This window comes from Comamonas thiooxydans, assembly GCF_002157685.2.
Classification (GTDB): domain Bacteria; phylum Pseudomonadota; class Gammaproteobacteria; order Burkholderiales; family Burkholderiaceae_C; genus Comamonas; species Comamonas testosteroni_H.
In genome coordinates this window covers 2273479-2298551 of the sequence record NZ_AP026738.1, presented here as the reverse complement: position 1 = coordinate 2298551, position 25073 = coordinate 2273479, and the positions used below count along the sequence as shown (strand labels likewise).

Genomic DNA, 25073 nt, shown 5'->3' with positions numbered 1-25073 from the left:
AACCTGATTTTCCGAGCCGCCATGTTTCTTGAAGCCGCCATTGCCCTGCAGGCCCTGTTGCTGGCCCTGCTCTGCCGCCCCTGGCGCATGCTGGGCAGCCGGGCCGGCCCCGGTGGCCTGCATGACCCGGTGCTGTCGCCGCTGGTCACGCCGCTGCTGGCCATTCTGGTGCTGCTGCCCTGGGTCTGGGCACTGCCTGCGCTGCACCAGACGCCGCTGCAGTTGCGCTGGTCTGGTGCACCGCTGGTCGTGCTTTTGATTGGCTGGCCGCTTGCAGTACCCGTGCTGCTCTCGGTGGGCTCCATAGCTTTTGCACTGGCTCCTGCCTTGGGACTGGAAGAAGCCCTTGGCATGGTGGTCTGGCAAGGTCTGGTGCCGGCCACGCTGGCCATGCTCTGGGGTGTGGCAGTACGCCGCTGGTGCTGGCACAACATTTTTGTATTCATTCTTTTGCGCGGCTTTTTGGGCACAGTTCTGTGTCTTTTTGTCGCGTCTCTGGTCGGCCAATGGGCAGGCCATGTGCTGCCCAATGTCAACGAAGACCTCTCGCGCATGGCCCGCTGGCTCATGGCCTGGGCCGATGGCGTGACCACCGGCATGCTGACGGCGGTGTTCGTAGTCTTTCGCCCGCACTGGGTGGCCACCTGGTCGGATGCCATATATCTGCAGCCGCCTGGCAATCCTGAAAGCTGAAGCCGTCGAGGCGCATCAGCTCTGCCACTTTCCCGGCAACTGCGCAAACCGCATCTTTCCCATCCGGCAAAACGCCAAGGCATTTGGCACAGGGCTTGCTCATCATCGGGTTATCGCACTGCAGCCATCACCAAGCTGGTGCATATCTTGAGAAAGAGAGGGATCGCATGCTGCTCCAACCCGTCCGCAATATCGCCAACCGCAAAATTCGCCATGCCGTTCATGCCATGGCTCGCCCCGCGCTGGCCTGCGCGCTGGTGGCAGGCTTTGCCGCCACGGCCCAGGCACAGGACGCCTATCCCGAGCGTGCAGTCAAGGTCATAGTCGCCCTGCCCGCCGGAGGCAGCGCCGACATGATTGCCCGAGTCGTGAGTCAAAAGCTGGCCAGCGAACTCAAGCAGCCTTTTGTAGTGGACAACCGCGCCGGTGCCTCGGGCCAGATCGGTACACCGGCCGTGGCACGTTCCGCCCCGGACGGCTATACGCTGATGGTCTCGCCGGCCTCATTCCTGACCACCAACAAGAGCATTTTCAAATCCCTGCCCTATGACCCCGAGACCGACTTCGCGCCCGTCAGCAAGCTGGTGAACCAGCCCATGGTGCTGGTGGTCAAGGACAAGCAGAAATTCCCCAGTGTGGCTGCCGTGGTGGCGGCAGCGAAGGCCGCACCGGGCAAGCTGACCTTTGCCTCATCCGGCGACGGCAGTCCCCAGCATCTGGCCGCACTGATGTTTGAAACCCGCACCCAGGCCAAGATGCTGCACGTGCCCTACAAAGGCGGCGCGCCAGCCGTCAACGATACGCTGGCGGGCAATGTGGACATGTTGTTTGCCGTGCTGCCCGAAGCCCTGCCCCATATCCAGGCCGGCAAGCTGCATGCCCTGGCGCTGATGGCACCCAGGCGCGCGGCCATGCTGCCCAACACCCCGACCATGGCGGAAGGCGGTTTTGCCGACCTCAACCTCTCGGCCTGGGTCGGCCTGTTCGCCCCGGCCAAGACACCGCAGCCCGTGATCGACAAGCTCAACCGCGCCGTGCGCGTTGCACTGGACAGCGAGATCAAGACCAAGCTCGGTGAAAACGGCATGGAAGTCGCGCCATCGACGCCCGAGCAGCTCAGGCAGACCGTGGCCCAGGACATCAGACTGCATGCCGAACTGGTCAAGGCCGCAGGCATTCAGCCGCAGTAGGCGCGCACCAGGGGCAGACTCAGAGGGAAATGGCCAGCCGAAGCCCGCCACAACAGCGGATAATGGCGGCCATCTTGAGGAATGGCGCAGACCCGATCTCCGCCATTCCCCTTTCTGCTACCCCCTCATTCGCACGACTCGCAATGACCGACGCCACCGAATTCGCTCCCGGCCTGATGATCCGCGGCTTTACCGCCCCCCAGAAGCTGGCGGACTACAAGCTCATCGCCTTTGATATGGACTCGACGCTGATCACCATCGAGTGCATCGACGAAATCGCCGACGCCACGGGCAAGAAGGCTGAAGTAGCGGCCATCACAGAAGCCACCATGCGCGGCGAAATCACCGACTTCAAGGACAGCCTTCGCCAGCGCGTAGGCAAGCTGGTCGGAGTGACCGAGGCCGACATGGCCCGCGTTCTGACCGAACGCCTGAAACTCTCGCCGGGTGCCGAGACGCTGGTCAGGGCCGCCAAGGCCGCCGGCCTGAAGGTGCTGCTGGTCTCCGGCGGCTTTACCTACTTTGCCGAGCATGTGCGCGGCCTGCTGGATATCGACTTTGTGCGCGCCAATGTGCTGGAGATCAAGGACGGCGTGCTGACCGGCGGGCTGGTCGAGCAGGCCTGGGGCGATATCTGCGACGGCGCGGAAAAGCGCCGCACCTTGCTGGAAGTGGCTTCGCTGATCGGCATCGATGCCAGCCAGTGCATTGCCGTGGGCGACGGCAGCAACGACATCCCCATGATGCAGGCGGCAGGCCTGTCCGTGGCCTACCACGCCAAGCCGCGCGTGCGCAACGAGGCCAAGGTCGCCATCAACGAGGGCGGCCTGGATCGCCTGCTGGAAGTGCTCCGATAGGCTGAAACAGACCAGCCCAGCACCAAGCCGCTGTCCCTGCTCCCGGGGACAGCGGCTTTTGTGCGCCCGCTGCGACGCGGCAATCCCCGGCAGCTTTGCTACAGTGCCATGCATCTCCCCCAACCCGGTCGAAAGGTCAGAGCATGAGCCAACTCAGAATCGCCGTCATCGTGGGCAGCCTCAGCAAGCAGTCCATCAACCGCCAGCTCGGCCAGGGCCTAGCCGCGCTCATGCAGGACAAGGCCGATTTCGAATTCATCGATATCAGCCGCCTGCCGCTCTACAACCGCGACTTCGACAACACCCCCGATTTCAAGCCCTTCGACGACCTCAAACCCCAGATTCGCGGCTGCCACGGCGTTCTATTCGTGACGCCCGAGTACAACCGCTCCATCCCCGCATCGCTCAAGAACGTGCTCGATGGCCTGAGCCGTCCCTATGGCCAATCCGTCTGGGCAGGACTGCCGGCCGCCGTGATCGGCAGCTCGCCCGGCGCGGCCGCCACGGCCATGGCCCAGCAGCACCTGCGCAATGTGCTGGTGTCGCTGGACATGCCTACCCTGCCCCAACCCGAGGGCTTTGTGCGCTGGTCCGACACGCTGCTCGACGCCGACGGCAAGATCGGCCAGGGCAGCCATGACTTCCTCGTCAAGTACATGACACGCTTTCTGGACTGGGTGCAGTTGCACCAGAAGCGCTAAACCAATCTTCCTCTGGCTCGATGGCATGCCCCGCTCGCGTTTCAGGCGCTGCGGGGCATTTCATGACTATTTCCCTGCATTGAAGACTGCTGGAACTTTTGCGCACGCAGACTGTTCCTACAATAGCGTGCGGCCTCATACATCACACAACATCCGGCCGCCAGGGTCTGAGCCCTGTCCTTTTACGGACAGTTTCAGTTCAGCACCTTGAAAATCCAACCATTGACTTTAAATACCATAGCAAGCAAGCCTGATGCGATAAGCGTCACAAGGCATGCTGGTTGTCTGCACCCTTGAGAAGCAGGCGGCCATCTATGACAACCATGACTGGAAACCAATTCGTGAAGACTTCGTACCGTGCTGCTGCCTCCGTGATTGCCATCGCCATCGCATCGCTGACCGTGCCTTCGCTGGCTCAGGCCAAGCGCATGGGCAGCAGCAAGTCCGTTCGCCCTGCCAGCATCGGCAACAAGGCGCCGGCTCAGCCCGCACCCGTGGCTCCTGCCGCCGCCGCGCCCAAGGCTGCGGCACCTGCCACCCCCGCAGCCCCCGCTGCAGCGGCAGCTCCTGCGGCCGCCCCCACAGCTGCAGCGGCTCCTGCCACTCGTGGCTCCGGCATGATGGGCACCATGGCAGGCGCTGCCGTCGGTGCCGTGGCTGGCACCATGGCCGGCAATGCCATTGCCGGCGCCATGGGTGGCGACAAGGAAGCCGAAGCCAAGAAGGCCAAGGAAGAAGAGGCCAAGAAGGCTGAAGCGGAAGCCGCCGCTCTGCAAAAGAAGCTGGACGAGGCCAAGGCCAAGGCAGAAGCCGCACGCGCGGCCGCCAAGTAATCATCAGCCCTCAACCGGGCTTCAATACAGGCCGACCAGGCATTCAGACCTACCGGCCTCATTCAAAAAGGGATGCGCTCAGCATCCCTTTTTTCATCCCTTTCTGCGTGCCTCCGGGTGTCTCCAGCCACCGTACGTTGCCAGCTACGGTGCAGCCCTGGCAACAGACAAGGTCTGCAACGCAGACCATGCAATGGCGCGCAGCCAGATCCTTGTCACACGCTCCAGACCCAAGCCAGCGCCGCCGCAGCAAGAATGCAGCCAGCAACTGCGGCCCAACGGGCGGCAGCGCTGATCAGGGCGACAGCGAGCAGCGCTCCTATCGACAGCCAGCCCAGCCAGGCCACGACCCCCACCGAGAAGCCCCAGGCCTGCAAACAGGGCATGGCTGCCACCACCAGCAGAAGCACTCCTGCGCAGCGCAACAGCCGCGATCGAGCCGGAGAAATCTCCATGGCTCCCGTGAGCTGTTCATGATGGCGCTCCATGGCAAAAGCCAGTGCCACCATGCCGGCAAAGGCCAGCGCAAACGCCAGTACCGAAGCTTGCAGTGCATTCATGCTCCCACCTCCATCTTGACTGCAGGAACACGCCGCGCTGCGTCGGCGCCGCGGCGCCTCAGGCAAGCCCAGGCCCAGGCGGCAAGCAATCCCAGCGCCATGGCACACAACTCCACGCCCGCGCTCTCCCAGTCGCCGCGAGCAATCTGGGCCGGCAGGCTGTCCCCGACCGTGAGCCAGTTCAGCAGCGGCAGCAACAGACACAACAGTGCCAGCAGGCCCAGCTGCTCCTTCCATGCCGCGGAGGGAGCACGCACCAGGGCATGCAGCAGCGCCAGACTCCAGAGCCCGAAGAACACCGCCAGCTCCCAACTCGCTCTATGGGACAGCCCGACGGGAACCAGGCGGTTGGCCCACAGATAGCCGATGCAGCCCAGACTCAGACCCGTGATGGCCGCTACATTGAGCCCTTCGATGAGCCGGTACACGCGCGCCGTGGCACTGCCGAACTCGCCAGCCTGCCGGCCCAGATGCTTGCTGCGACGCTTGACCATGAACAGAATGGCCCCGGTTGCCATCATGGCGCTGCCGGCCAGCCCGCACACGAAATACAGCCATTTGAGCGGCTGTCCGCCGAACTCCACCTGGTGCAGACTGCCCATCACCGACTTGGCCATGGAGGCGCCACCACCGTCCACATCACCAGGCTGGCGCAGAGTCAGCACTTCTGCGGTCGCCGCCGAGAACATCGCCATGCCGGTCGTCGGGCTCAGACGCCGCTGCATTTCAGCATCGTCGTTCCAGCCGTAGACACCGATGCGCGCGGCCGCGTCGCCAGGGTTGTCCACGACCACGGCCCGCACAGGCTGGCCCATCAGCGCCTGACCGCGCCGAGCAAACGGCTCCAGATCCGGAACAGCCATTACCCGGCCCGAACGCTCAGGCCTGTCCGACTCGTTGAGCGCAACCACATAGGAGTGCAGCCCCTGGCTGCCGGTACCGAAATAGGCCGCAATGCCGGCCGGCATGAATGTTGACGCGGAGATGGCAATCCCCGTGTAGGCAATCATGATCTGGAACGGCAGCGTCAGCACCGCCACCGCATTGTGGGCATCCAGCCAGCTGCGCTGACCTTTATGGGCACGAAAGGTGAAGAAATCCTTGAAGATGCGCCTGTGCGTGATGACGCCGCTGAGCAGCGCCACCAGCATGGCCATGCCGGCAATGCCGACCACCCAGAGTCCCGCCTGCCCCGCATGCAGCCGATAGTGGAAATCCACGAAATGGTGGCCGCCCTGGGTGGCGCGCACAGCGCCATGAGCTGGCTGTGGCTGTCCGGTAGCGGAATCCAGCTGGGCCGAGGCGTACTGGCGCTTTTCATCGAACCAGTACACACGCAGGTCGCCGGCTCCCTGGGCATCCGAGGGCCATAGCTCCCACATCTCGGCCCCCGGATGGTGTTTTTCCATATAGGCCAAGCCCCATGCCAGCCGCTGCGCGAGGTCGCCCCCTTGCTTGTTGGTGGCTGCCGTCTGCGCACGCTCGGCCTCTTCGGCATGGTGCTCGGGCGTCATCCAGTGCGAAATAGGCTCAGCAAAGACTGCCAGCGTGCCCGTCAGGAACACCGCGAACAGCAGCCATGAGAACCACAACCCGCACCAGGTATGCAGCCAGGCCTGGGCCTGGCGAAAGCCGCCCTGCCCGGCGCCAGAGGTTTTTTTCTGCTCGGCCATGCTCAAGCACTCCCTGCCAGCCAGGCTGATGCCGCTGCCATGACGGCTGCCGGCAGCAGCAGACCCAGCCAGACGCGGCCGGGCGACACAGGCGAGAAGGCCCAGATCACGGCCAGCACGTGCAGCGCAAAACTCCACAGCATGCCGGCGAGCACAGCCTCGGCACGCGATGCAGGCAAGACTGTGGCAAGGAAGACGGCCAGGGCACTGGCCAGCAGGTAGCCGCCCAGGACGGCGGCCAGCAACCGGGATAGGACGCTGCTGCCCGCGAAGCTTAGAAAGAAGGGGGTCATGACATAAGGAGAGAGATGGATGCCCAAGACAACCCAGGGCGAAGCAGGCCGCAGGGCCTGTCTCTCTGTATGACAAACGAAAACCCAAAAAGGGTCATCCGCGCCACGCCCTGGCACAAGCGGGCTTGAGGGGCAGGACCTGCAAAGGCGCAGGCTTGCCGCCGCCAGTCCACACAGAGCCTTGGCTGAACCATGGCAGCGGCAGCAGAGATCGCCAGCCTGGAGCGCCGCTGCACTCAGGCCGAGGGCACCGGCGGCCTCCAGGTCAGGAGTGCTGTCTGCACTCAGAAGTCGTAGCGCATGCCCACGTTCACGCTGCGCGGCGCGCCCCAGGTGTAGTACAGGCCGCCCAGGCTGCTGACACCGGCAAAGTACTTCTTGTCCAGCAGGTTGTTCACGTTCAGGCTCAGCGACAGATGCTTGTCGACCTGGTAGCGGGCCATCAGGTCCAGCACGGCATAGGACTGCTGCGCCAGGGTGTTGTGGCTGTCGCTGGTCGAGGTCTTGCTTTGCCAGCGAGTGGCCGCTCCCACCGTCAGGCCGCGCAGCGACCCGCCATCGAAGCGGTAGGTGCTGCCGAGCTTGAGCTGGTACTTGGGATACTGGCTGGAGCTGGTCAGCGAGCTGTTTTGCTGCACCAGACTGCCCTGCACCTGCCAGCCGCGCGCCAGCTCTCCCGACAGCTCCAGCTCCCAGCCGCGCCGCGTGGCTCCGCTGACGGCACGGTAGGCCATATCGCCGCCAGGGGTGAAACCGCCTGTCTCCTCGGCCGAGTTATCGGTCTTCATCCAGAAGTGAGCGATGCTGGCGTTGAGCCGCTTGTCGAAGAACTCGGCCTTGGCCCCGACCTCATAGGTCTTGCCTTGCTCGGGATCGAGGGTACGCCCCAGCTCGTCCTGGGCGCTTTGAGGTTTGAAGATGGTCGCGTAGCTACCGTACAGCGAGACCTGAGGATGCACTTCGTAGACCAGGCCGGCATAGGGCGTGGTGACGGTCTCGCGCATATCGTAGTTCCACCAGGTGGGCGTCACATCATGCTGGCGGTACTGCGTCACGCGCATGCCGGCTATCAGCTGCAGAGGCTCCGCCAGGCGGAAGCGCCCTGCCGTATAGGCATACTGCTGACGCTGGTTGAAGACATGGCGGTCATAGTTCCAGTTGCGGAAATCAGGCTGCGCCAGCGCACCGCCGCCCTGGGCATAGTTCAGGCCCAGATTGGCCAGGGAAACACTCTTCGAGCTGCCGTAGAGCAAGCCGCTGTGGTAGCGCGACATGCCCACGCCGGCCAGCAGCTCGTGCGTGCGGCCCAGCAGGGTGAAAGGACCTTTGACGTCGAGATTGACCGACCAGTTGCGGTTTTCCACGTCCTGCCATGGCAGATAGGCAGCGGTGGTGCTGTTCCAGAGATATCCCAGCTTCATGTCGTCCATCTTCACGCTCTGATGGAAGAACTTCAGGCTTGCCGTCCAGTCATGAGCCAGACGTTGCTCCACGCTGCCGAACAGCTCGGTGCTTTCCTGTTCATAGCCCGACCAGGGTGCACCGTTGTTGAACGAGCGCGGCATCAGCCCCACTTCGGCACCCGCTGCGGTGTAGCGCTGGATGGGTCGGGTCGTGCCGAAGCCGCGTGCCTCGCGCTGGCGCAGCGTGATGCCCAGGTTCAGCAAGGTATCGGGGGTGAGGTCGGCCTCCAGCGTGCCGAACAGCATCTTGCTGTTGCTCTTTTCGTTGTCGCGAAAGCTGCCCGCATCCGTCATGGACGCAACCACGCGGCCGCGCAGCGTCCCCGCCTCGTTGAGCGAGCCGCCTATATCGGCTTGTGCACGGTAGGTATCCCAGCTGCCGGCATTGGCGCGCACGCTGGCCTGGAACTCGCGTGTGGGACGCTTGCGGATCAGGTTGACGGTGGCGCCATAGCCGCCCTTGCCGACAACCAGTCCCGACGAGCCTTTGAGCACCTCGACGCGGTCCATCTCCGCCATATCGTCCAGCGCATACATGGTGCTGGTGACAAAGTACCAGCCATTGCTGAGCTGGGACATGCCGTCGACCTGCAGATTCACCTCCGAGCCGCGGGCCTGGAAATCCGTCGCGTTGTTCTGTCGATAGACGCCTATGCCCGGGGTCTGCTCAAGCACATCGGCCAACGTCTCCAGCTTGAAGTCATCCATGCGCTGGCGTGTCATCACGCTCACCGACTGCGGCGTCTCGCGCAATGTCAGGCCCAGACCCGTTGCCGTGCGGCTGGGACCAGTCTGGGTGTAGCTGCCAGTGCCTTCCGTGGTGCCGCTGCGTTCGGCCTGAGCCGTGACACGCACCTCGGACAGCGTGCTGCCCTCCTCACTCGAGACGGGCGCCACGGTCTGCCTTTGCAAGGTGTAACTACCGCCGTGACGCGGCACCAGCTCCAGCCCGCTGCCAGCCAGCAGGCGCTGCAGTGCCTCGCGCGGCGTATAGCTGCCGGAAAGCACCGGGCTTTGCCTCCCTTGTGTGAGCGCAGGATCGAACGACAGTGCCATGCCGGCCGTAGCCGCCACCTCGGACAACACCCGGCCCAGCGGGCCTGCTTCTATCCGGTAGGCCTGAACCTGCCCGGCTATGGGCGGCTCGGCGGCCTGCACGGAGGTCGCCGCCAGCGCCCAGCCCAGCAAGGCAAGCTGCGCGGCGCGCGCAACCGGGCTGATTACAGGATTCGATAGGGAACGGGAGGCCATGGAAGCAGGCATGAAAGACAGTCCTTTGGAAGCAAAAATGAGTGGTTCACCTTGCTTGCCAAACAACTTCCCAGAAAGTCTCACCTTCGTGCATTTTTTTGAAGATGCCTTGCTTGTGAACTCAGCGAGCCGCCACCGTGACCCAGTAACCCTGCCAACGCCGGTGCACCGTCACGGCATAGGTTTCGGCCAGCATGGCCAATGCCCGGTCGGTATCGGCCAAGGGGTACGCGCCCGACACTTTGATGGACACCACCTCCGGGGCACAGTGCAGCAGGCCGGGCCGGTAACGCGACAGCTGGGCGCAGACTTCTGCCATGGGCATGGCGTCCGCCACCAGCATGCCGTGCACCCAGGCCAGTTGCTGCGGCCGTACTGTCTGCAGCCCCCCTGCGCCCAGCGCAGTCAACCTCGCCCAGTTGCCTGCGGGCACCACCAGCGCGGGCCGGGAGGCTCCGAGCAATGTGACTTCGACCGCCCCCTGGGTTACGGCCAGATCCACGAATTTGCCCTCGCTGTTCTGCTGCACCGAAAAGCGTGTGCCCAGCGCCCGCAGGCGCCCCACGGCCGTCGCAACCAGCAACGGCCGGTCCACGCCACTGGGGTCGGCAGCTGTTTCCAGCAAGATCGAGCCCCGGCGCAGATGTATCAGGCGCTGATGAGCATCAAACCGGACATCGACGGCCGTTCCTGTATCCAGCAGCAAACGGCTGCCATCGGCCAATGTCACGAGGCGCTGCTCGCCAGCGACAGTACGCAGGTCGGCTGCCCATCCCTGCTGCTGTGCCACACGCCAGCTCATCCAGCCACCAGGCACGGCTGCCAGCAAAACAGCCAGCCTGGCCACAGCGGCCCGTCGGCTGCGACGCTGTGATCGGCCCAGCGCCGGCATGGCCAGCGCCGGCGGCAGCCCGCCCAGCTTGTCCATCAGCCGCTCGGCCCGCATCCAGGCACCTTCATGGGCGGGACTGGCCTGGCGCCAGCGCTCGAAGGCAACGCGTTCGGCAGCCGTCAGACCTTCATCGTTCAGACGGACCAGCCAGTCCGCAGCCTCGTCCAGCAAACGTGCATCCATTGCAGTCATTCCATCAACGCCAGACACTGCCTGAAAGCCTGGGCCATGTAACGCTTGACGCTGGTCAGCGATACGCCCAGTTGCAAGGCAATATCGTCGTACTTCATGTCCTCCAGCTGTGAAAGCAAAAAAGTGCGCCGTACCAGCGGCGGCAAGGCATCAAGCATGGCATCTATCTCATGCAGGGCCTCCAGCACCAGGGCCCGGTGCTCCGGCGACGGCGCTTCAGGCTCCGGCAACAGGGCCAGAGCCTCCAGATAGGCACGCTCCAGCGCCTGCCGTCGGCACCAGTTGACAAGCACCCCCTTGGCCACGGTGGTCAGATAAGCACGCGGCGACTCTATGCGCGGCGGCTCACGCACGCCCAGGATACGGACAAAAGTGTCTTGCGTCAGATCTGCTGCGTCAAAGGCATTGCCGACCTTTCGGCGCAACCAGCCCTGCAACCAACCGTGATGATCTGTGTAAAGCGCGGCGACTTCACGATGGGAAGCTGTTTCGACAACGGGCATGGTGCAATGGGGATAGATCTCAAACAGACCTCAAATGATATCAATTCTCATTTCAGATTTTCTCAATGCCTTCACTATTTCCGCATATGCTTCAGCGCCATCTTCTGCCGGGCAGCATCGCCTTGTGCCCGCGACAAGCACGGAGAAAAGGCTCGACCCTGCACAATCATTCATCAGGAATACTCGGAGTCTGGAACTCCGCTTCTGGCCATTCGCGCAGGTGGCGCCCCTCTCGGGAGAATGCTCGCAGCAACCTCCCGACACCTGTTGGATGATTGCAAGACTATTGCGCTGTTGAGCTCTGCGATGCTTTACTCGACAGGTGGTTGATGCAAATGTCCGGAACCGAGCAGTTTCCGACCCAGGTTGGTATTCAAGGACCTCAAGAATCAAGATGACAAGCTTTCGCTCTCACAAGCTTTTGCATCGCATCGTGCTCGGCAACCTGCTGGTAGCGGCCTTGCTGTGCTTTGCCACGTGGCTTGGCGTGCATGCCAATTACCGCGCGGACATGGACCTGGGCGTAGCCGTCACCAGGCACCAAGCACGCAGCCTGAGTTTGGAGTTGGCTGCCGAGGTGCGACTGGTGGACAACGCTCTGTCATCGATTGCCAGTCGTTACCGCGCGCGCAGCTTTGACGGCCTTTCCGCAGCCAACTTTGCCTTGTACGAAATGCTCCATGAGCAGCGGGCCCTGATTCCTTTTGTCACTGCCCTGCGCATCACAGACAGTGCTGGCGAGGTACTCATCACCCCCAGCGAAATTGATGTGCCGTTTTCAGTGGCGGAACGTGCCTATTTCGCTCAAGCCCGCGAAACGGACCGAATGGTGGTGTCTGAGCCTTTGATCAGCCACTCCTTCGGAAAGTGGTCTATCGTGCTGGCAAGGCGTCTTCAGGCCGAGGACGGCCAGTTCCAGGGCATCGTCTATGCCATTGTCGCGGCCGAGCATTTTCACCAGCTATTCCAGCGCCAGTCGTTCGGCACCAGCAGCGCCATGGCATTGCGCACCGATCAGGCACTGCTGGTAGCGCGCTATCCCGCTGCAAGCCAGGATGCCGACGCGGGTATCGGCAAGGCCGCCGTCTCGTCTGAATATCACCAGGCCATCAGTCGCAACAGCGAGGAAGGCTGGTACATCACACCGACCCTGATCGATGGCGTAGAGCGCATCACGGCCTACCATCGGCTGCCCGGATATCCTCTGACGGTGTTTACCGGGCTGGGTACGGAAGCCTATATGGCCATGTGGCGCGCCTCCGCCTGGCGTGCATGGGGTCTCGCCGGCTTGTGCATTGCCCTGATTGCTTTGGGTTCGGTAGCCCTGTACCGGCTGCAGCAGCGTGAACGCCGCATTCGCAAAGAGCAGGAACTGGTCATCAACAATGACCTGATCGGCATGGCTCGCCTGCGCGAGCGCAAGATCGTCTGGACCAACCCCGCCATGCGCCGTCTGCTCAAGCAACCAGCAGCTGCACTGCAGGGCGCGTCCACGCGCATGCTTTACCCGGACGAAGCCTCCTACAGGCGTATCGGCGAAAAAGCCTATGGCTCTTTGCTGGCTCGGGGCAAATTTCACGCGCAATTCCAGGTGCAGAATGCCGAGGGCAGGCTTTTGTGGGTGGATGCATCCGGCACACTGCTGAATGCCGAAGAGTCGCTATGGATTCTGGTGGACATCGACGCCCTCAAGCGAGGCGAACAAGCCGCCAACCATCTTGCCAACCACGACGCTCTGACGGGTCTGGCGAACCGACGAGCACTTGAGGAAACGCTGAGCCAGGAGCTGGCTGACGGCCAGATGCTTGCCGTGTGCTTCATGGACCTGGATGGTTTCAAACAGGTCAACGACACCCAGGGTCACGATGCGGGCGACGAGGTTTTACGTGTGGTGGCTGCCCGACTGACGGCCCATGCTCGTGCCGGCGACTGCGTTGCACGCCTGGGCGGCGATGAGTTCGTGGTGCTGCTATCGGGCTTACGCACTCCCGGTGAGGCCATGTCTGTCATGAAGCGCTGCATGGAAGCCGTGCGCCAGCCCATTGCGCTGAATGGTGGAGTGATGGTGCAAGTCGGCAGCAGCATCGGTATCTCCATCAGCACCGCAGGTAGTTCTTCGGCCAACCTGATGCAGAGTGCGGACGAGGCCATGTACTCGGCCAAACATGCAGGCAAGGGGCGCATTGTTCAGCATTCGGACCTCTCGCAAGACTCCGAGGCTTGAGGCTGCCCCCTGCGACCAGTCGCATCTTTATATGTCCAGAGCCGAGGATTGACAACGCCTTCGGGGTCAAAGCAGGGCATTTGGGAGACTCGCGTCCTGGCCGCAGTCAGCCAAGCCCAAGGCCAGCCACCTGCTTCCGGCCAAAGGCAAACTGCCAGGGCTTCTGCGGGCCCGCCTGCCGCATATTCATCTGGCCGACCGAAGCCAGCCCCCTCTCTTGCCTATTCCTGTGCTCTTGGCGGCAGCCCTGCGGCCTTGCGAATGGGCTCCAGCAAACCGCTGAGTCCATTGTGGTCAAGCTCCTGCATCAAGGCCAGCAACTGACCAATCTCGCCTTTGGGAAAGCCCTCACGGGCAAACCAGTTGAGGTAGTTGCCGGGCAGATCGGCAATCAAACGGCCCTTGTACTTGCCATAAGGCATAGGCACGCGCACCAGGCGCTCCAGCATTTCGGGATTCATGGCAGTCAATCGGAATCAGATTTTGTATAAAAAACGACGCTCTTATAACCAAATAAGAAAAATGTCCTGCAGACGTCGGTACACGGCACTAGACTATGCACCTTAGTTCGCTGCGGTCCAGATGAGGCCCGGAATTTATTGCAACTTGCTGAAGAAGGTCAGAACCAATGTTGAAGAAAGCTCTCTCTGCTATCGCTATTGCCACTCTGGCGCTGTCGGCCCAGGCTGCTGACGTGCTCAAGGTGGGCGCCACGGCCGTTCCTCACGCCGAAATCCTCAATCACATCAAGCCCGCACTGAAGGCTCAGGGCATCGATCTGGAAATCAAGGAGTTCAGCGACTACGTGCAGCCCAATGCTGCCGTGGAAGACAAGCAACTGGATGCCAACTTCTTCCAGCACCAGCCCTATCTGGACAGCTACAACAAGGACCGCAAGACCTCGCTGGTGGCCGTACCCAACGGCAAGGTTCATGTGGAGCCGTTCGGCGCCTACTCCAGCAAGATCAAGAACATCAAGGATCTGAAAAATGGCGCTACCGTGGCCATTCCCAACGACCCTTCCAACGGCGGCCGTGCGCTGATTCTGCTGGCCAAGCATGGTCTGATCGAGCTCAAGGATCCCAAGAGCCTGACCCCCACTGCTCTGGACGTCGTCAAGAACCCCAAGAAGCTGAAGTTCAAGGAACTGGAAGCGCCTTTGCTGCCCCGCGCACTGGCTGATGTCGACCTGGCCCTGATCAACACCAACTACGCAATCGAAGCCAAGCTCAACCCCACCAAGGATGCCCTGTTCATCGAAGGTGCCGATTCGCCCTACACCAATATCGTGGTGGCCCGCAAGGATCGCGCCAACGGCGCCGACATTGCCAAGCTGATGAGCGCTCTGCACTCTGCAGACACCAAGAAGTTCATTCAGGAAAAGTACAAGGGCGCCGTGGTTCCTGCGTTCTGATTCGCAAAGGCCTTAGAAACGTTGCTCTCCCATCCTCTGCAGAGGATGGCGGTCGCGCTGCGAAGGGTACGGTGGGCACAGGCACCTGCTGCGGCCCTGGGGCCGGACAGAACCGGCCGCCGGCCACACTTGACGACCTGACCCAGAAAAAAGCGCTACTTCTGCAGCGCTTTTTCTTTTTGTTTGATCGCTTATAGCGCTTTACAGGCAAGGGCTTAAAGCAACTTCCACTTGAGATGCCTCAATGCGAGGGGGCTGGCACCGAGTGCAGCAAAACCGGAGTCTCGCCATCGCCGTTGACGCTTTCCAGATGCACGCCAAATCCCCACAGGCGAGCCACATGCTTGAGAACCTCCTGTGCATCCTCTGCCAGCGGCCTGCCCTGGTACTGGGTATGTCGCAGAGTAAGACTGCGGTCGCCGCGCAGATTCACGCTCCATGCCTGAATATTGGGTTCGCGCGTCCCCAGGTCGTATTGCTGAGACAACAACTGGCGCAGCGTGCGGTAGCCATCTTCGTCGTGAATGGCACTGACCAGAACATCACGTTCGTCAGGGTCATCGTGCAGAGAGAACAAACGCATGTCGCGTATCAGGTGCGGGCTCAGAAACTGGCCGACAAAGCTCTCGTCCTTGTAATTGCGCATGGCGTGGTGCAGCGCCGGCAGCCAGGGCGTACCGGCCATGTCGGGAAACCAGCGGCGATCTTCCTCGGTCGGCTTTTCGCAGATCCGTCGAATATCACGGTACATGGCAAAGCCCAGCGCATAAGGATTGATGCCGCTGAAGGCCCGGTGGCCAGCGGGCGGCTGGTAGATCACATTGGTATGCGATGACAGCCACTCCAGCATCACGCCATCGGTCAGCCAGCCCTCGTCATACAGAGTGTTGAGCAATGTGTAATGCCAGAAGGTGGCCCAGCCCTCGTTCATCACCTGAGTCTGGCGCTGCGGATAGAAATACTGGGCGATCTTGCGCACGATGCGCACGATCTCTCGTTGCCAGGGTTCGAGCAAGGGAGCGTTCTTCTCGATGAAATAGAGGATGTTCTCTTCGGGCTCTCTGGGAAAGCGCTCGCTGCCTTGCGTCGTGCTGTCCTTGTCCTTGTCCCTTCGGGCTGGAAGGGTGCGCCACAGCACATTGACCTGTTGCTGCACATAGGCTTCACGCGCCTCTCTCTCGGCGCGCTCGCGCGACAGGCTTTTATGCGAGGGACGGCAATAGCGGTCCACACCAAAGTTCGACAACGCATGGCAGGAATCCAGCAACTGCTCCACGGTGTCGAAGCCGTAGCGTTCCTCGCATTGCGCCACATAGTCGCGCGCATAGACGAGATAGTCGATGATGCTACCCGCATCGGACCACATGCGAAACAGATAATTGTTCTTGAAAAAGCTGTTGTGTCCATAGGCCGCATGCGCAATCACCAGGGCCTGCATGGCCGTGCTGTTCTCCTCCATCAGATAGCTGATGCAAGGGTTCGCATTGATGACGATCTCATAGGCCAGTCCCATATGACCTCGTCGGTAGCGGCGCTCCGTGGCCAGAAACTCCTTGCCATAGCTCCAGTGCCGGTAGTTGACCGGCATGCCCACGCTGGAATAGGCATCCATCATCTGCTCGGCCGTGATGATCTCCAGCTGATTCGGATAGGTATCCAGACCGTAGCGCTCAGCCGTGGCCGCAATCGCCGCGTGATACTGTTCGATCAGCTCGAAAGTCCAGTCGCTGGGGTCGGGCAAGGGAGACGCCGGTCGCTGGGACGCCATCAAAGGTGCCTGCGGCACATCGCGAAAGCGCGGCTCCCCCTGGGCATGCGAATTTCCGGCCTTTCTGCTGGCGCTGAGATCCAGCACGGGATAGAGATTGAGGTTCATATCGATACCCCATCCTTCTTGAAGAGATCGCGGAACACCGGGTAGATCTCGTTGGCTGCCGATACCTTGCGCATGGCGAAATGGGGAAACAGCGGCAGCAGGCGGCTGTACTCTTCCCAGAGGCTCTGCTCCTCGAGCACCACTTGCAGGTACGCGTAGTAGCGCACCAGCGGCAATATTCTTTCGGCCAGAAGGCTGTGGCATTTGCCGCCGTCGTCGCTGAAGTTGTCGCCATCGCTGGCCTGGGCGACATAGATATTCCAGTCATTGACCGGGTAGCGAGCCCTGATGATCTGCTCGAGCAGAACCAGCGCGCTGCTGACTACCGTGCCGCCGCTTTCCGTGGAGTGAAAGAACTCGTCTTCGCTGACTTCTGCGGCCTGGGTGTGGTGGCGGATGAAAACAATCTCGATCTTGTCGTAATGCCTGGTGAGAAACAGATACAGCAGGATGAAAAAGCGCTTGGCCAGTTCCTTGCGCTCCTGATCCATGGAGCCGGACACGTCCATCACGCAGAACATCACGGCCTGGCTGCTGGGCACGGGCACCTTGCTGCGGTTGCGGAACCGCAGATCCAGCTGTTCGAGAAATGGCACTCCGCCTATGCGCTCACGCAGGGCGTCGATCTGGCGCTGCAACTCGGCCACGGCCTCGCTGGTACCGTCATCCTGCGCCAGCAGAGTTTCAAGCTGTTCTTCCAGTACCTTGAGCTCACGGTGTGAAGCTTTGGTCAGCGCAATGCGCCGCCCCAGGGCACCGCGCATGGTGCGCACCAGCGCCAGATTGCTGGGCGTTCCGTCATGGCTGTAGCCGGCGCGCCTTGTCTTGTACTGCAAGGTATTGCCGATGTGATTGCGCAGCAGACGCGGCAGCGCCAGATCTTCAAAGAAAAGCTCCATGAACTCTTCCTTGGTCAAGGTGAAAGTGAAGTCATCCTGCCCCTCACCGCTATCGCTGGCCTGCGATCCCGAACCGCCGCCCCCACCGGGCGGCCGGGCAATGCGATCACCGCGCACATGCTCGCGATTGCCGGGCAGCACCATATCGCGGATACCACCCTGACCATGCCTGAAGACCGGCTCCTGAATGTCTTTTTTCGGAATGGTGATGCTTTCCGCCTGATCGATATGGCGTATGTCGCGCGCAGACACGGCTTTGCGCACCGCCTCCGCGATCTGCTCTTTGAAACGCCGCACAAACCGCTCGCGGTTGCCCACCGATTTATTCTTGCCTGCGAGCCTGCGGTCGATGATATGCAGTGCCATCTGTGCTCCCATCTCCAGGGGCTGTTCTCAACTCAACCGTCCTGTCGGTGGCCGCGCCGGGCCACCGACACCGCTGTCAGCTGCTCTTGCGCACGCGCAGATACCATTCGCAAAGCAGACGCACTTGCTTGGGCGTATAGCCCTTGGCTTCCATGCGAGTGACGAAGTCCTCATGCTTGCGCGCATCTTCGGCACTGGCCTTGGCGTTGAAGCTGATGACGGGCAGCAACTCCTCGGTGTTGGAGAACATCTTCTTCTCGATCACCACGCGCAACTTCTCGTAACTGGTCCAGCTGGGGTTCTTGCCCTGGTTGTTGGCCCTGGCCCGCAGCACGAAGTTGACGATCTCATTGCGGAAGTCCTTGGGGTTCGCAATGCCGGCCGGCTTTTCCACCTTCTCCAGCTCGGCATTGAGCGCATTGCGATCGAACACCTCGCCGGTATCGGTGTCGCGGTATTCGCTGTCCTGAATCCAGTAATCGGCGTAGGTGACGTAGCGGTCAAAGATATTCTGACCGTACTCGCTATAGCTCTCCAGATAGGCAGTCTGGATTTCCTTGCCGATGAACTCGGCATAGCGCTGGGACAGATATTCCTTGATGAAACCTATGTACTTGGTCTCCAGCTCGGCCGGAAATTGCTCGCGCTCGATCTGCCGCTCCAGCACATACATCAGGTGCACGGGATTGGCCGCCACTTCGGTGCTGTCGTAATTGAAGACCTTGGCCAGTATCTTGAAGGCAAAGCGGGTGGAGATGCCCTCCATGCCCTCGTCTACGCCCGCGTAGTCACGGTATTCCTGATAGCTCTTGGCGCGCGGATCAGTGTCCTTGAGACTTTCGCCGTCATAGACCTGCATCTTGCTGAAGATGCTGGAGTTCTCAGGCTCCTTGAGGCGCGTGAGCACGGAGAACTGCGCCATCATCTTGAGCGTGCCAGGCGCGCAGATGGCGTTGGCCAGCGAAGACTCCCGGATCAGCTTCTCGTAGATGCGGACCTCCTCGCTCACGCGCAGGCAGTAAGGCACCTTGACAATGTAGATACGATCGAGAAACGCCTCGTTGTTGCGGTTGTTGCGGAAGGCTTTCCACTCGCTTTCATTGCTGTGCGCCAGCACCACGCCGTCGAACGGAATCGCGCCAAAACCTTCCGTGCCCTTGTAATTGCCTTCCTGTGTGGCCGTCAGCAAGGGGTGCAGCACCTTGATCGGAGCCTTGAACATTTCCACGAACTCCAGCAGACCCTGATTGGCCAGGCACAGGCCGCCGGAGTAGCTGTAGGCGTCGGTGTCGTCCTGCGAAAAGTTTTCCAGCTTGCGGATGTCCACCTTGCCCACCAGGCTGGAGATGTCCTGGTTGTTCTCATCGCCAGGCTCGGTCTTTGCAATGCCTATCTGCTTGAGAATGCTGGGGTAGCGTTTGACCACTCGGAACTGGCGAATGTCTCCGCCGAACTCCTCCAGCCGTTTCACAGCCCAGGGCGAAAGTACATGCTGCAGGCTGCGGCGCGGAATGCCGAACTCGTCTTCCAGCACCGGGCCGTCTTCCACGGGGTCGAACAAACCCAGTGGCGACTCGTTCACAGGCGATCCCTTGAGCGCGTAGAACGGTGCCTTTTGCATCAGGTATTTGAGACGCTCTGCAATCGAGCTTTTACCGCCGCCCACAGGTCCCAGCAGATAAAGAATCTGTTTGCGTTCCTCCAGACCCTGGGCCGCATGGCGAAAGAAGCTCACCACCTGCTCGATGGCATCTTCCATGCCGTAGAACTCAGAGAATGCGGGATAGCGACGAATGACCTTGTTGGCAAACAGACGCGACAGCACAGGATCGTTGCGGGTATCCACCATTTCGGGTTCACCGATGACGGACAGCATGCGCTGCGAGGCTCCGGCGTAGGCCATGGGATCACGCTGGCAAAGGCTAAGGTACTCGTCCAGCGACATTTCTTCTTCACGCAGGCGAACGTAGCGTGCTGCGGAATTGCTGATGACATCCATATGACCTCCCGTGGCGGCACCAGGGCTCGAATCAGTGCCGCAAAGTTGCAAGGCATTCGTTACCGTGTGCGTCCGTTGTAGCACCTCGCTCCTAATTTGAATAGACCGAGATTCCTACAAATACGCAGTAGCCACGACAGCCAAAACCGCAAACCGGATAGCGCAAAAATCGGTCAAAAAATATGACTCGAAATGAGCATAGAAGCCAGTCTTCATGGAAGCAAGAAAGCCCCCTATCTATCTGCCATCATTCAAGATTTCGTCGACGCGAAAAACTGATCGGAGCATCGCTTTACAGGCAATCTGGGTGACAACAAAAAACGCTGCACAAGCAGCGTTTCGAACTATTGCAGCTACAGAAAACAGAGCTTGCCGCTTAAATTTCAAGGGTTATTCACTAGAAATATTTCAGCAAAGCATTGATGAGTAAGCGCTAGCAGCATCTCTTTTCATAGCATGGGTATTCATCCGGAAGTGGCTGCCGAAGCATCCACCGCGGGCGATTTGGTACCTGGGCGCGTCACGGCACTGCCCATGGCCGCTGCCATGATGCAGGCAATGGCGGTCCACTGCGTGGCCGTCAGGTTCTCGCTGAGCAGCAGCATGCCCATCAGTGCTGCAATGGCTGGCTCGGTCGCCAGCGCGATGCCGAAGGTGGCAGGCGGCAGACGGCGCAGAGCCAGCATTTCCAGTGAGTAGGGCAAGGCACTGGAGATGGCCGCCACCATCAGCCCGAACAGCAGGATCGACGGCGTCAGCAGCTTGAGCCCGGCCTCGGCCACACCAAACGGCACCACCACCAACGCCGCGCACAGCAAGCCCAGAGAGACGGCCTGGCCGCTGGGGATATGGCCCAGCCTGCGTCCCAGAACGATGTAGGAGGCCCAGCAGATGGCGGCTCCGAGTGCGCAGGCAATACCCACCGGGGACAGGTTGAGGCCCGAAGCACTGCCGCCCAGGGGAAGAATCAAGGCCAGGCCGACAACCGCCAACGCCAGCCAGATAAAGTCCAGCGCGCGGCGTGAGTAGTAGATGGCCACGGCCAGCGGTCCTGAAAACTCGATGGCCACGGCCAGGCCAAACGGAATATCGCGCAGCGCCATGTAGAACATCAGATTCATGCCACCCAGTGCCATGCCGAAAACCAGCAGAGCCAGTGCCTGCTGACGGTTGAGCGACCAGCGCCAGGGCCGCCAGACGCACACCAGAATCAACGCGGCAAAGCCCACTCGCAGTGCCGATGTACCCTGGGCACCAATCAAGGGAAACAGCTGCTTGGCCAGCGAAGTCCCCAGCCCGAGTGCAGTGACCGAGCCCAATACGGCCAACACGGGCCACCAATGATTCCAGCTGTTTTTTGACATAGGTGGGTACGATATTGCAAGTCACCCGCGAAATTTGCTCGTTTTCAGCCCTGAATCTGCAAGTTTCGCTCTCAACCCATCCCACACCATGCCTGCTGCCGACCTGGACTCCTTTGACCACGCGATTCTTGCCCTGCTCCAGCGTGACAACCTCATGCCACAGCGTCTGATTGCTGAGCACATCAACCTCTCGGCCCCAGCCGTGCAGCGGCGCATCAAACGATTGCAGGAAACCGGGGTGATTGCCGCCAATGTGGCCGTGCTGGAGCCCGTCAAGGTGGGCCGCTCACTGACTGCGGTCATCACCGTGCAGCTGGTCAACGACAGGCCGGACCTGTCGCGCGGCTTCAGGGCGCGTATCGCCGACGAAGCGGCCGTGCAGCAGTGCTTCTATGTGACGGGCGAAACCGACTACATCCTGGTCGTCACGGCAACCGACATGGATGACTATCAGGCCATCTGCAAACGTCTGTTCGAAGGTGACGAGAACATTCGCCGCTACAGCACCTCGATCGCGCTGGAACGCATCAAGACCGGTCTGCAGCTGCCACTGTCTGCGCCATGACACCGTGTGGCCGTGCGACCCGAACTGATGCCGCACGAGGGCTGCCATCTGCCATGAAGATTGGCACTGGCTCCAACTGAAACAAAATGCAACAATCACGTCATAAACCGGCTCAGATTCTGCACACAACAAGAGTCCACTCTTGAGGAGACATGATGAACACTTCTTCCGCCACCTCGCCCGATATGGCCACGCTGGTTGCCGATCGCACGCTGGACAAATATGCCAAGGACTACTTTCCCCGGCGCGAGCAGGTGACGATTGCCTTTCGTGGCGATATTGCAGAGAAGCACAACTACGACAAGATCCGCCCGATTTCGGAAGCCCAGCGTCACGGCAGGCATATTGTGGTGATCGAGGGCCAGAGCCAGAAGACCGGAGCCACAGGCCACTACCGCATTGAATGCAATAGCTGGAACCTCATCGAAGCCGTGGGTCTGTGGGAACAGGCCTCAGAGGCTTGAAGCCCAATGTGGGGATGTGAAAGAGTCTGCAATGAGTGGCGCTGGCGCAACCTGAGACTCAAATTTCCATTCCCAAAGCGCTGTTCGCCACCCACCAGGCCAGACCCAGCATCATCACGCCGGTGATGCCATCCATGACGCGCCAGGCGCCGGGGTTGGCAAACAAGTGCCTGAGACGGCGCCCCGCCATCGCCAGCAGCACAAACCAGAGACAGCTGGCCGAGGCGGCCCCCATCACATAGGACCAGCGGCCTGTGCCTTCCTGCTGGGCACCAATGGAGCCCATCAGCAGCACCGTATCCAGGTACACATGGGGGTTGAGCAAGGTGATGGCCGCCAGCGCAGCCAGCACGCTCATCATCCCACGCGGTGCCGCCCTGCGCTCGCCAGCCTCCATGGCAGCATCCGGGGCCAACCACATGCGCCGCAGGGCGAAAAGACCATAGGCCAGCAAGAATGCGGCTCCGCCCAACGTCAGATACTGGGCCAATGCCGGATAGCTGGTCAGCATCTGCGCCATGCCGGCCACCCCCAGCGCAACCAGCAAAGCGTCGCTGAGTACACACAGAGCCACGCAGGCCTTCACATGTTCGCCCTGCACTGCCTGACGCAGCACATACAGGTTCTGTGCACCGATGGAAACAATGAGCGATGCGCACACCGTAAAGCCTGCAATCCAGGCGGAATAAAAATTAGTTGTCATGTCCATGAGCCGTTGACTCCTCCAAACCGGCCCGGATTCTTGCTCTGCAAAGCAATTAAGTAAAATTACATTTACTCAATCCAATGAAGAATTTCTAATGTTTGACTACGCGGGACTGGAAGCACTGGCAGCCGTATTGCGTGAGGGAAGCTTCGAGCGTGCGGCGCGCAAGCTGCATGTCACCCCTTCCGCCATCTCCCAGCGCATCAAGTTGCTGGAAGAACGCGTGGGCCAGGTGCTGGTGCTGCGCGGCACGCCTTGCACCGGAACGGAGGCTGGCCGCCGCCTGTGTCTGCATGTGGAGCAGGTGGCGCTGCTGGAAAACGATCTGCGCCGCAAGAACCCCGAGCTGGTCCCCGAAGGCCAAACCGCCCTGCCCACGCTGAAGCTGGCAGTCAATGCCGACTCCCTGTCGACCTGGTTCATGGATGCCATGGCGGCTTTCACGCAGGACGGCAATGAGTTGCTGGACATCAGCATTGACGACCAGGACCACACTGCCAAACGCATCAAGGAAGGCGAAGTCATGGCCGCCGTCACTGCCACAGGCTCGGCGATTGCGGGCTGCAACACCTGGCCGCTGGGTCGCATGCGCTATATCGCCGTGGCCAGCCCGGAGTTTGTGCAGCGTCACCTGGCCCAGGCCGAGTCGGACAGGGAGCTGGCCCAGATGCTGGCCAGGGCGCCCATGATGTACTATGGCCGCAAGGACAGCCTGCAGGACCAATGGCTGCATGGTCTGGGGCTGGACGGGCGGCGCAACAATGCGCGTCACTTTCTGCCCTCCAACCAGGGCTACACCCGTGCCGTGGAACTGGGCATGGGCTGGGGCATGCACCCGGCCCAGCTGATCACCCCGCAGCTGGCCAGTGGCGATCTGATGGAACTGCTTCCGGGCAGGGATCTACACATCCCCATGTACTGGGCCCACACCCGCAATGCCCAGGCCAGCCTGCAGCGACTGACCGACTGCATCATCCATGCGGCAGCCGCCTGGCTGGAGCCCATACAGGACTAGCTCAGGCGACAGCAGACTTCTTCAGGCCGTAATAGAACACCCAGGCTGCCGCCAGGTACAGAAAGGGATAAAGCGCCAGATAAGGCCCCAGATGCAGATAGGCCGACCACCGGTCGGCCGCAAAAAAGCTTGCATACACCAAGGCCGCAAGCAATGCCCCGCTGCCCGTCAGCAGCCCGGCATAGGCCAGCAAGGTGGCCAGGCGCAAGCCCGGCCTGCCGCGCTCGACCAGCCGCAACCGGCCCGAACGCAGCTGCACGGGAATCTGATAGAGGCGAACGAGTGCCATCAGGAAGACGATGGGCACCAGGATCAGAGGCAGGAAAAACATGTCTCGCAGCGCAATCAGGGGCGATGCTCGGACTCCACATGGCGCACTGCCGCCCTGGCCTGGGTGAGCATATGAAAGTCCAGAATGCGTGTCGCCATGATGGTCTCCCAGAGGAAGCAGCACAGCGCCAGCACAAAGGCCAGCACCCCCAGCAGAAAGCTGAACACGGCATAGCCATGGCCGTTGACGCCGTAGGCCTGGCCCACGAACAGCAGCACGATGGTCAGCCCTATGCACATGCCGCACAACGTCAGCAGTGCAATGGAGACGTTGGCCAGCCGCCCGCGCTCGCGCAGAAAATGCAGCTCCTTGAGGTGGCGGGCGATCAGATCGTGATCGTCCAGGGTGCGCAGGCTTTCCTCCAGCTTGCGGGCCCGGTCAATGATGCGGGCCAGCCGCCCCGCTACGGAGCCAATCATGCCGGCCACGGCAGTCAGGAAAAAAACCGGCGCAACAGCGAGCTGAATGCTGTGGGTGACGGTCTGCGCGTCGATGGACCAGATGCTCATGGTGTCCTCAGAATCGGGGGGCTTTCTCAGCCTCTATTTTTATGCACAAATGTCAGCTCAGTTTTGACTAGATTCACTCAAAAAACAGCCATGACTGTTTTTCTACTGCGACAGATGTTTGACGGCAATTGGCATGCCTGCCGCAATGCCGATGCTGGCCCTGTGTCTGTCCTTGTCGCCATGGATCCCGCCTCGTAGTCACTGCCGATGGCCAGTGCTATATAATTTTTCGCGAACGAT

At 61.2% G+C, this 25073-nt stretch carries 24 protein-coding genes; 10 read left to right on the top strand and 14 right to left on the bottom strand.

The genetic code is table 11. From position 1 onward, the window contains the following. The first annotated feature begins 21 nt into the window (after positions 1-21). The 5 genes from CTR2_RS10605 (at position 22) to CTR2_RS10585 (ending at position 4274) form a co-directional block, all read left to right on the top strand. A complete protein-coding gene (locus tag CTR2_RS10605; protein WP_087084120.1) occupies positions 22-693 on the top strand; it encodes a hypothetical protein in 672 nt (223 codons plus the stop codon). A 167-nt stretch (positions 694-860) separates the two neighbouring features. Further along, complete coding sequence (locus CTR2_RS10600; protein ID WP_087084121.1) at positions 861-1883, top strand: Bug family tripartite tricarboxylate transporter substrate binding protein; 1023 nt, start codon at positions 861-863, stop codon at positions 1881-1883. Between the two features lie 143 nt (positions 1884-2026). Then, positions 2027-2740, top strand: coding sequence for a phosphoserine phosphatase SerB (gene serB, locus CTR2_RS10595; RefSeq protein ID WP_087084122.1), 714 nt, complete (start codon positions 2027-2029; stop codon positions 2738-2740). Positions 2741-2883: 143 nt separating this feature from the next. After that, entirely contained in the window at positions 2884-3441 is a 558-nt protein-coding gene (locus tag CTR2_RS10590) for an NADPH-dependent FMN reductase (protein ID WP_087084123.1), read from the top strand. A gap of 314 nt (positions 3442-3755) precedes the next feature. After that, positions 3756-4274, top strand: coding sequence for an ABC transporter substrate-binding protein (locus tag CTR2_RS10585; protein WP_087084124.1), 519 nt, complete (start codon positions 3756-3758; stop codon positions 4272-4274). Between the two features lie 215 nt (positions 4275-4489). On the opposite strand, the gene CTR2_RS10580 is transcribed toward CTR2_RS10585, so the two are convergent. The 6 genes from CTR2_RS10580 to CTR2_RS10555 form a co-directional block, all read right to left on the bottom strand. Next, positions 4490-4834, bottom strand: coding sequence for a DUF3325 domain-containing protein (locus tag CTR2_RS10580; RefSeq protein WP_087084125.1), 345 nt, complete (start codon positions 4832-4834; stop codon positions 4490-4492). Further along, on the bottom strand, positions 4831-6507 hold the full coding sequence (locus CTR2_RS10575; protein WP_087084126.1) for a PepSY-associated TM helix domain-containing protein: 1677 nt from the start codon (positions 6505-6507) through the stop codon (positions 4831-4833). Before CTR2_RS10575 ends, CTR2_RS10580 begins: the two co-directional genes overlap by 4 nt. A gap of 2 nt (positions 6508-6509) precedes the next feature. Continuing rightward, complete coding sequence (locus CTR2_RS10570; protein ID WP_087084127.1) at positions 6510-6800, bottom strand: DUF3649 domain-containing protein; 291 nt, start codon at positions 6798-6800, stop codon at positions 6510-6512. Positions 6801-7084: 284 nt separating this feature from the next. After that, positions 7085-9526, bottom strand: a complete 2442-nt coding sequence (locus CTR2_RS10565) for a TonB-dependent siderophore receptor (protein WP_087084648.1) — start codon at positions 9524-9526, stop codon at positions 7085-7087. Positions 9527-9635: 109 nt separating this feature from the next. Further along, a complete protein-coding gene (locus CTR2_RS10560) occupies positions 9636-10589 on the bottom strand; it encodes a DUF4880 domain-containing protein (protein ID WP_087084128.1) in 954 nt (317 codons plus the stop codon). 5 nt (positions 10590-10594) lie between these two features. Beyond that, positions 10595-11101 (bottom strand): sigma-70 family RNA polymerase sigma factor, encoded by a 507-nt coding sequence (locus CTR2_RS10555; protein WP_034349759.1) that lies wholly within the window; start codon positions 11099-11101, stop codon positions 10595-10597. 394 nt (positions 11102-11495) lie between these two features. Between CTR2_RS10555 and CTR2_RS10550 the strand changes: the two genes are divergently transcribed. Continuing rightward, positions 11496-13325 (top strand): sensor domain-containing diguanylate cyclase, encoded by a 1830-nt coding sequence (locus tag CTR2_RS10550; RefSeq protein WP_087084129.1) that lies wholly within the window; start codon positions 11496-11498, stop codon positions 13323-13325. Positions 13326-13546: 221 nt separating this feature from the next. On the opposite strand, the gene CTR2_RS10545 is transcribed toward CTR2_RS10550, so the two are convergent. Further along, a complete protein-coding gene (locus CTR2_RS10545) occupies positions 13547-13786 on the bottom strand; it encodes a DUF3820 family protein (RefSeq protein ID WP_012838051.1) in 240 nt (79 codons plus the stop codon). Between the two features lie 167 nt (positions 13787-13953). Between CTR2_RS10545 and CTR2_RS10540 the strand changes: the two genes are divergently transcribed. Next, positions 13954-14739 carry a MetQ/NlpA family ABC transporter substrate-binding protein gene (locus CTR2_RS10540; protein ID WP_003055852.1) on the top strand — a complete coding sequence of 262 codons (786 nt, stop codon included), beginning with the start codon at positions 13954-13956 and terminating at the stop codon, positions 14737-14739. A 241-nt stretch (positions 14740-14980) separates the two neighbouring features. Here the strand turns inward: CTR2_RS10540 and CTR2_RS10535 are convergent, their stop codons facing one another. The 4 genes from CTR2_RS10535 to CTR2_RS10520 all read right to left on the bottom strand — a co-directional run bounded on the left by CTR2_RS10535 (position 14981) and on the right by CTR2_RS10520 (position 21243). Continuing rightward, positions 14981-16615 (bottom strand): SpoVR family protein, encoded by a 1635-nt coding sequence (locus tag CTR2_RS10535; RefSeq protein ID WP_087084130.1) that lies wholly within the window; start codon positions 16613-16615, stop codon positions 14981-14983. After that, the gene (locus CTR2_RS10530) at positions 16612-17880 is read right to left on the bottom strand and encodes a YeaH/YhbH family protein (protein ID WP_087084649.1); all 1269 of its coding nucleotides are present in this window, start codon (positions 17878-17880) and stop codon (positions 16612-16614) included. Before CTR2_RS10530 ends, CTR2_RS10535 begins: the two co-directional genes overlap by 4 nt. A gap of 76 nt (positions 17881-17956) precedes the next feature. Then, positions 17957-19879 carry a PrkA family serine protein kinase gene (locus tag CTR2_RS10525; protein WP_003062956.1) on the bottom strand — a complete coding sequence of 641 codons (1923 nt, stop codon included), beginning with the start codon at positions 19877-19879 and terminating at the stop codon, positions 17957-17959. A 464-nt stretch (positions 19880-20343) separates the two neighbouring features. Beyond that, positions 20344-21243 carry an EamA family transporter gene (locus CTR2_RS10520; protein ID WP_063660934.1) on the bottom strand — a complete coding sequence of 300 codons (900 nt, stop codon included), beginning with the start codon at positions 21241-21243 and terminating at the stop codon, positions 20344-20346. Between the two features lie 88 nt (positions 21244-21331). On the opposite strand from CTR2_RS10520, the gene CTR2_RS10515 reads away from it, so the two are divergent. Together CTR2_RS10515 and CTR2_RS10510 are read left to right on the top strand one after the other, a co-directional pair. After that, a complete protein-coding gene (locus tag CTR2_RS10515) occupies positions 21332-21808 on the top strand; it encodes an Lrp/AsnC family transcriptional regulator (protein WP_087084131.1) in 477 nt (158 codons plus the stop codon). Between the two features lie 155 nt (positions 21809-21963). Beyond that, positions 21964-22272 (top strand): hypothetical protein, encoded by a 309-nt coding sequence (locus CTR2_RS10510; protein ID WP_087084650.1) that lies wholly within the window; start codon positions 21964-21966, stop codon positions 22270-22272. A 58-nt stretch (positions 22273-22330) separates the two neighbouring features. Here CTR2_RS10510 and CTR2_RS10505 read toward each other — a convergent pair whose 3' ends face one another. Beyond that, a complete protein-coding gene (locus CTR2_RS10505) occupies positions 22331-22981 on the bottom strand; it encodes a LysE/ArgO family amino acid transporter (protein WP_087084132.1) in 651 nt (216 codons plus the stop codon). Positions 22982-23072: 91 nt separating this feature from the next. Between CTR2_RS10505 and CTR2_RS10500 the strand changes: the two genes are divergently transcribed. Then, a complete protein-coding gene (locus CTR2_RS10500) occupies positions 23073-23993 on the top strand; it encodes an HTH-type transcriptional regulator ArgP (RefSeq protein ID WP_087084133.1) in 921 nt (306 codons plus the stop codon). Position 23994: 1 nt separating this feature from the next. On the opposite strand, the gene CTR2_RS10495 is transcribed toward CTR2_RS10500, so the two are convergent. Next, entirely contained in the window at positions 23995-24324 is a 330-nt protein-coding gene (locus CTR2_RS10495; protein ID WP_087084134.1) for a hypothetical protein, read from the bottom strand. A gap of 14 nt (positions 24325-24338) precedes the next feature. Further along, complete coding sequence (locus tag CTR2_RS10490) at positions 24339-24833, bottom strand: DUF2721 domain-containing protein (RefSeq protein ID WP_087084135.1); 495 nt, start codon at positions 24831-24833, stop codon at positions 24339-24341. Positions 24834-25073 lie beyond the last annotated feature (240 nt).

Coding starts and splice junctions, on each gene's coding strand:
- CTR2_RS10525 (WP_003062956.1), bottom strand. CDS start 19,879: ATGGATGTCATCAGCAATTCCGCAGCACGCTACGTTCGCCTGCGTGAA.
- CTR2_RS10490 (WP_087084135.1), bottom strand. CDS start 24,833: ATGAGCATCTGGTCCATCGACGCGCAGACCGTCACCCACAGCATTCAG.
- CTR2_RS10555 (WP_034349759.1), bottom strand. CDS start 11,101: ATGCCCGTTGTCGAAACAGCTTCCCATCGTGAAGTCGCCGCGCTTTAC.
- CTR2_RS10495 (WP_087084134.1), bottom strand. CDS start 24,324: ATGTTTTTCCTGCCTCTGATCCTGGTGCCCATCGTCTTCCTGATGGCA.
- CTR2_RS10550 (WP_087084129.1), top strand. CDS start 11,496: ATGACAAGCTTTCGCTCTCACAAGCTTTTGCATCGCATCGTGCTCGGC.
- CTR2_RS10535 (WP_087084130.1), bottom strand. CDS start 16,615: ATGAACCTCAATCTCTATCCCGTGCTGGATCTCAGCGCCAGCAGAAAG.
- CTR2_RS10570 (WP_087084127.1), bottom strand. CDS start 6,800: ATGACCCCCTTCTTTCTAAGCTTCGCGGGCAGCAGCGTCCTATCCCGG.
- CTR2_RS10530 (WP_087084649.1), bottom strand. CDS start 17,880: ATGGCACTGCATATCATCGACCGCAGGCTCGCAGGCAAGAATAAATCG.
- CTR2_RS10580 (WP_087084125.1), bottom strand. CDS start 4,834: ATGAATGCACTGCAAGCTTCGGTACTGGCGTTTGCGCTGGCCTTTGCC.
- CTR2_RS10540 (WP_003055852.1), top strand. CDS start 13,954: ATGTTGAAGAAAGCTCTCTCTGCTATCGCTATTGCCACTCTGGCGCTG.
- CTR2_RS10600 (WP_087084121.1), top strand. CDS start 861: ATGCTGCTCCAACCCGTCCGCAATATCGCCAACCGCAAAATTCGCCAT.
- CTR2_RS10515 (WP_087084131.1), top strand. CDS start 21,332: ATGCCTGCTGCCGACCTGGACTCCTTTGACCACGCGATTCTTGCCCTG.
- CTR2_RS10505 (WP_087084132.1), bottom strand. CDS start 22,981: ATGGACATGACAACTAATTTTTATTCCGCCTGGATTGCAGGCTTTACG.
- CTR2_RS10560 (WP_087084128.1), bottom strand. CDS start 10,589: ATGGATGCACGTTTGCTGGACGAGGCTGCGGACTGGCTGGTCCGTCTG.
- CTR2_RS10585 (WP_087084124.1), top strand. CDS start 3,756: ATGACAACCATGACTGGAAACCAATTCGTGAAGACTTCGTACCGTGCT.
- CTR2_RS10520 (WP_063660934.1), bottom strand. CDS start 21,243: ATGTCAAAAAACAGCTGGAATCATTGGTGGCCCGTGTTGGCCGTATTG.
- CTR2_RS10500 (WP_087084133.1), top strand. CDS start 23,073: ATGTTTGACTACGCGGGACTGGAAGCACTGGCAGCCGTATTGCGTGAG.
- CTR2_RS10590 (WP_087084123.1), top strand. CDS start 2,884: ATGAGCCAACTCAGAATCGCCGTCATCGTGGGCAGCCTCAGCAAGCAG.
- CTR2_RS10575 (WP_087084126.1), bottom strand. CDS start 6,507: ATGGCCGAGCAGAAAAAAACCTCTGGCGCCGGGCAGGGCGGCTTTCGC.
- CTR2_RS10565 (WP_087084648.1), bottom strand. CDS start 9,526: ATGCCTGCTTCCATGGCCTCCCGTTCCCTATCGAATCCTGTAATCAGC.
- CTR2_RS10545 (WP_012838051.1), bottom strand. CDS start 13,786: ATGAATCCCGAAATGCTGGAGCGCCTGGTGCGCGTGCCTATGCCTTAT.
- CTR2_RS10605 (WP_087084120.1), top strand. CDS start 22: ATGTTTCTTGAAGCCGCCATTGCCCTGCAGGCCCTGTTGCTGGCCCTG.
- serB (WP_087084122.1), top strand. CDS start 2,027: ATGACCGACGCCACCGAATTCGCTCCCGGCCTGATGATCCGCGGCTTT.
- CTR2_RS10510 (WP_087084650.1), top strand. CDS start 21,964: ATGAACACTTCTTCCGCCACCTCGCCCGATATGGCCACGCTGGTTGCC.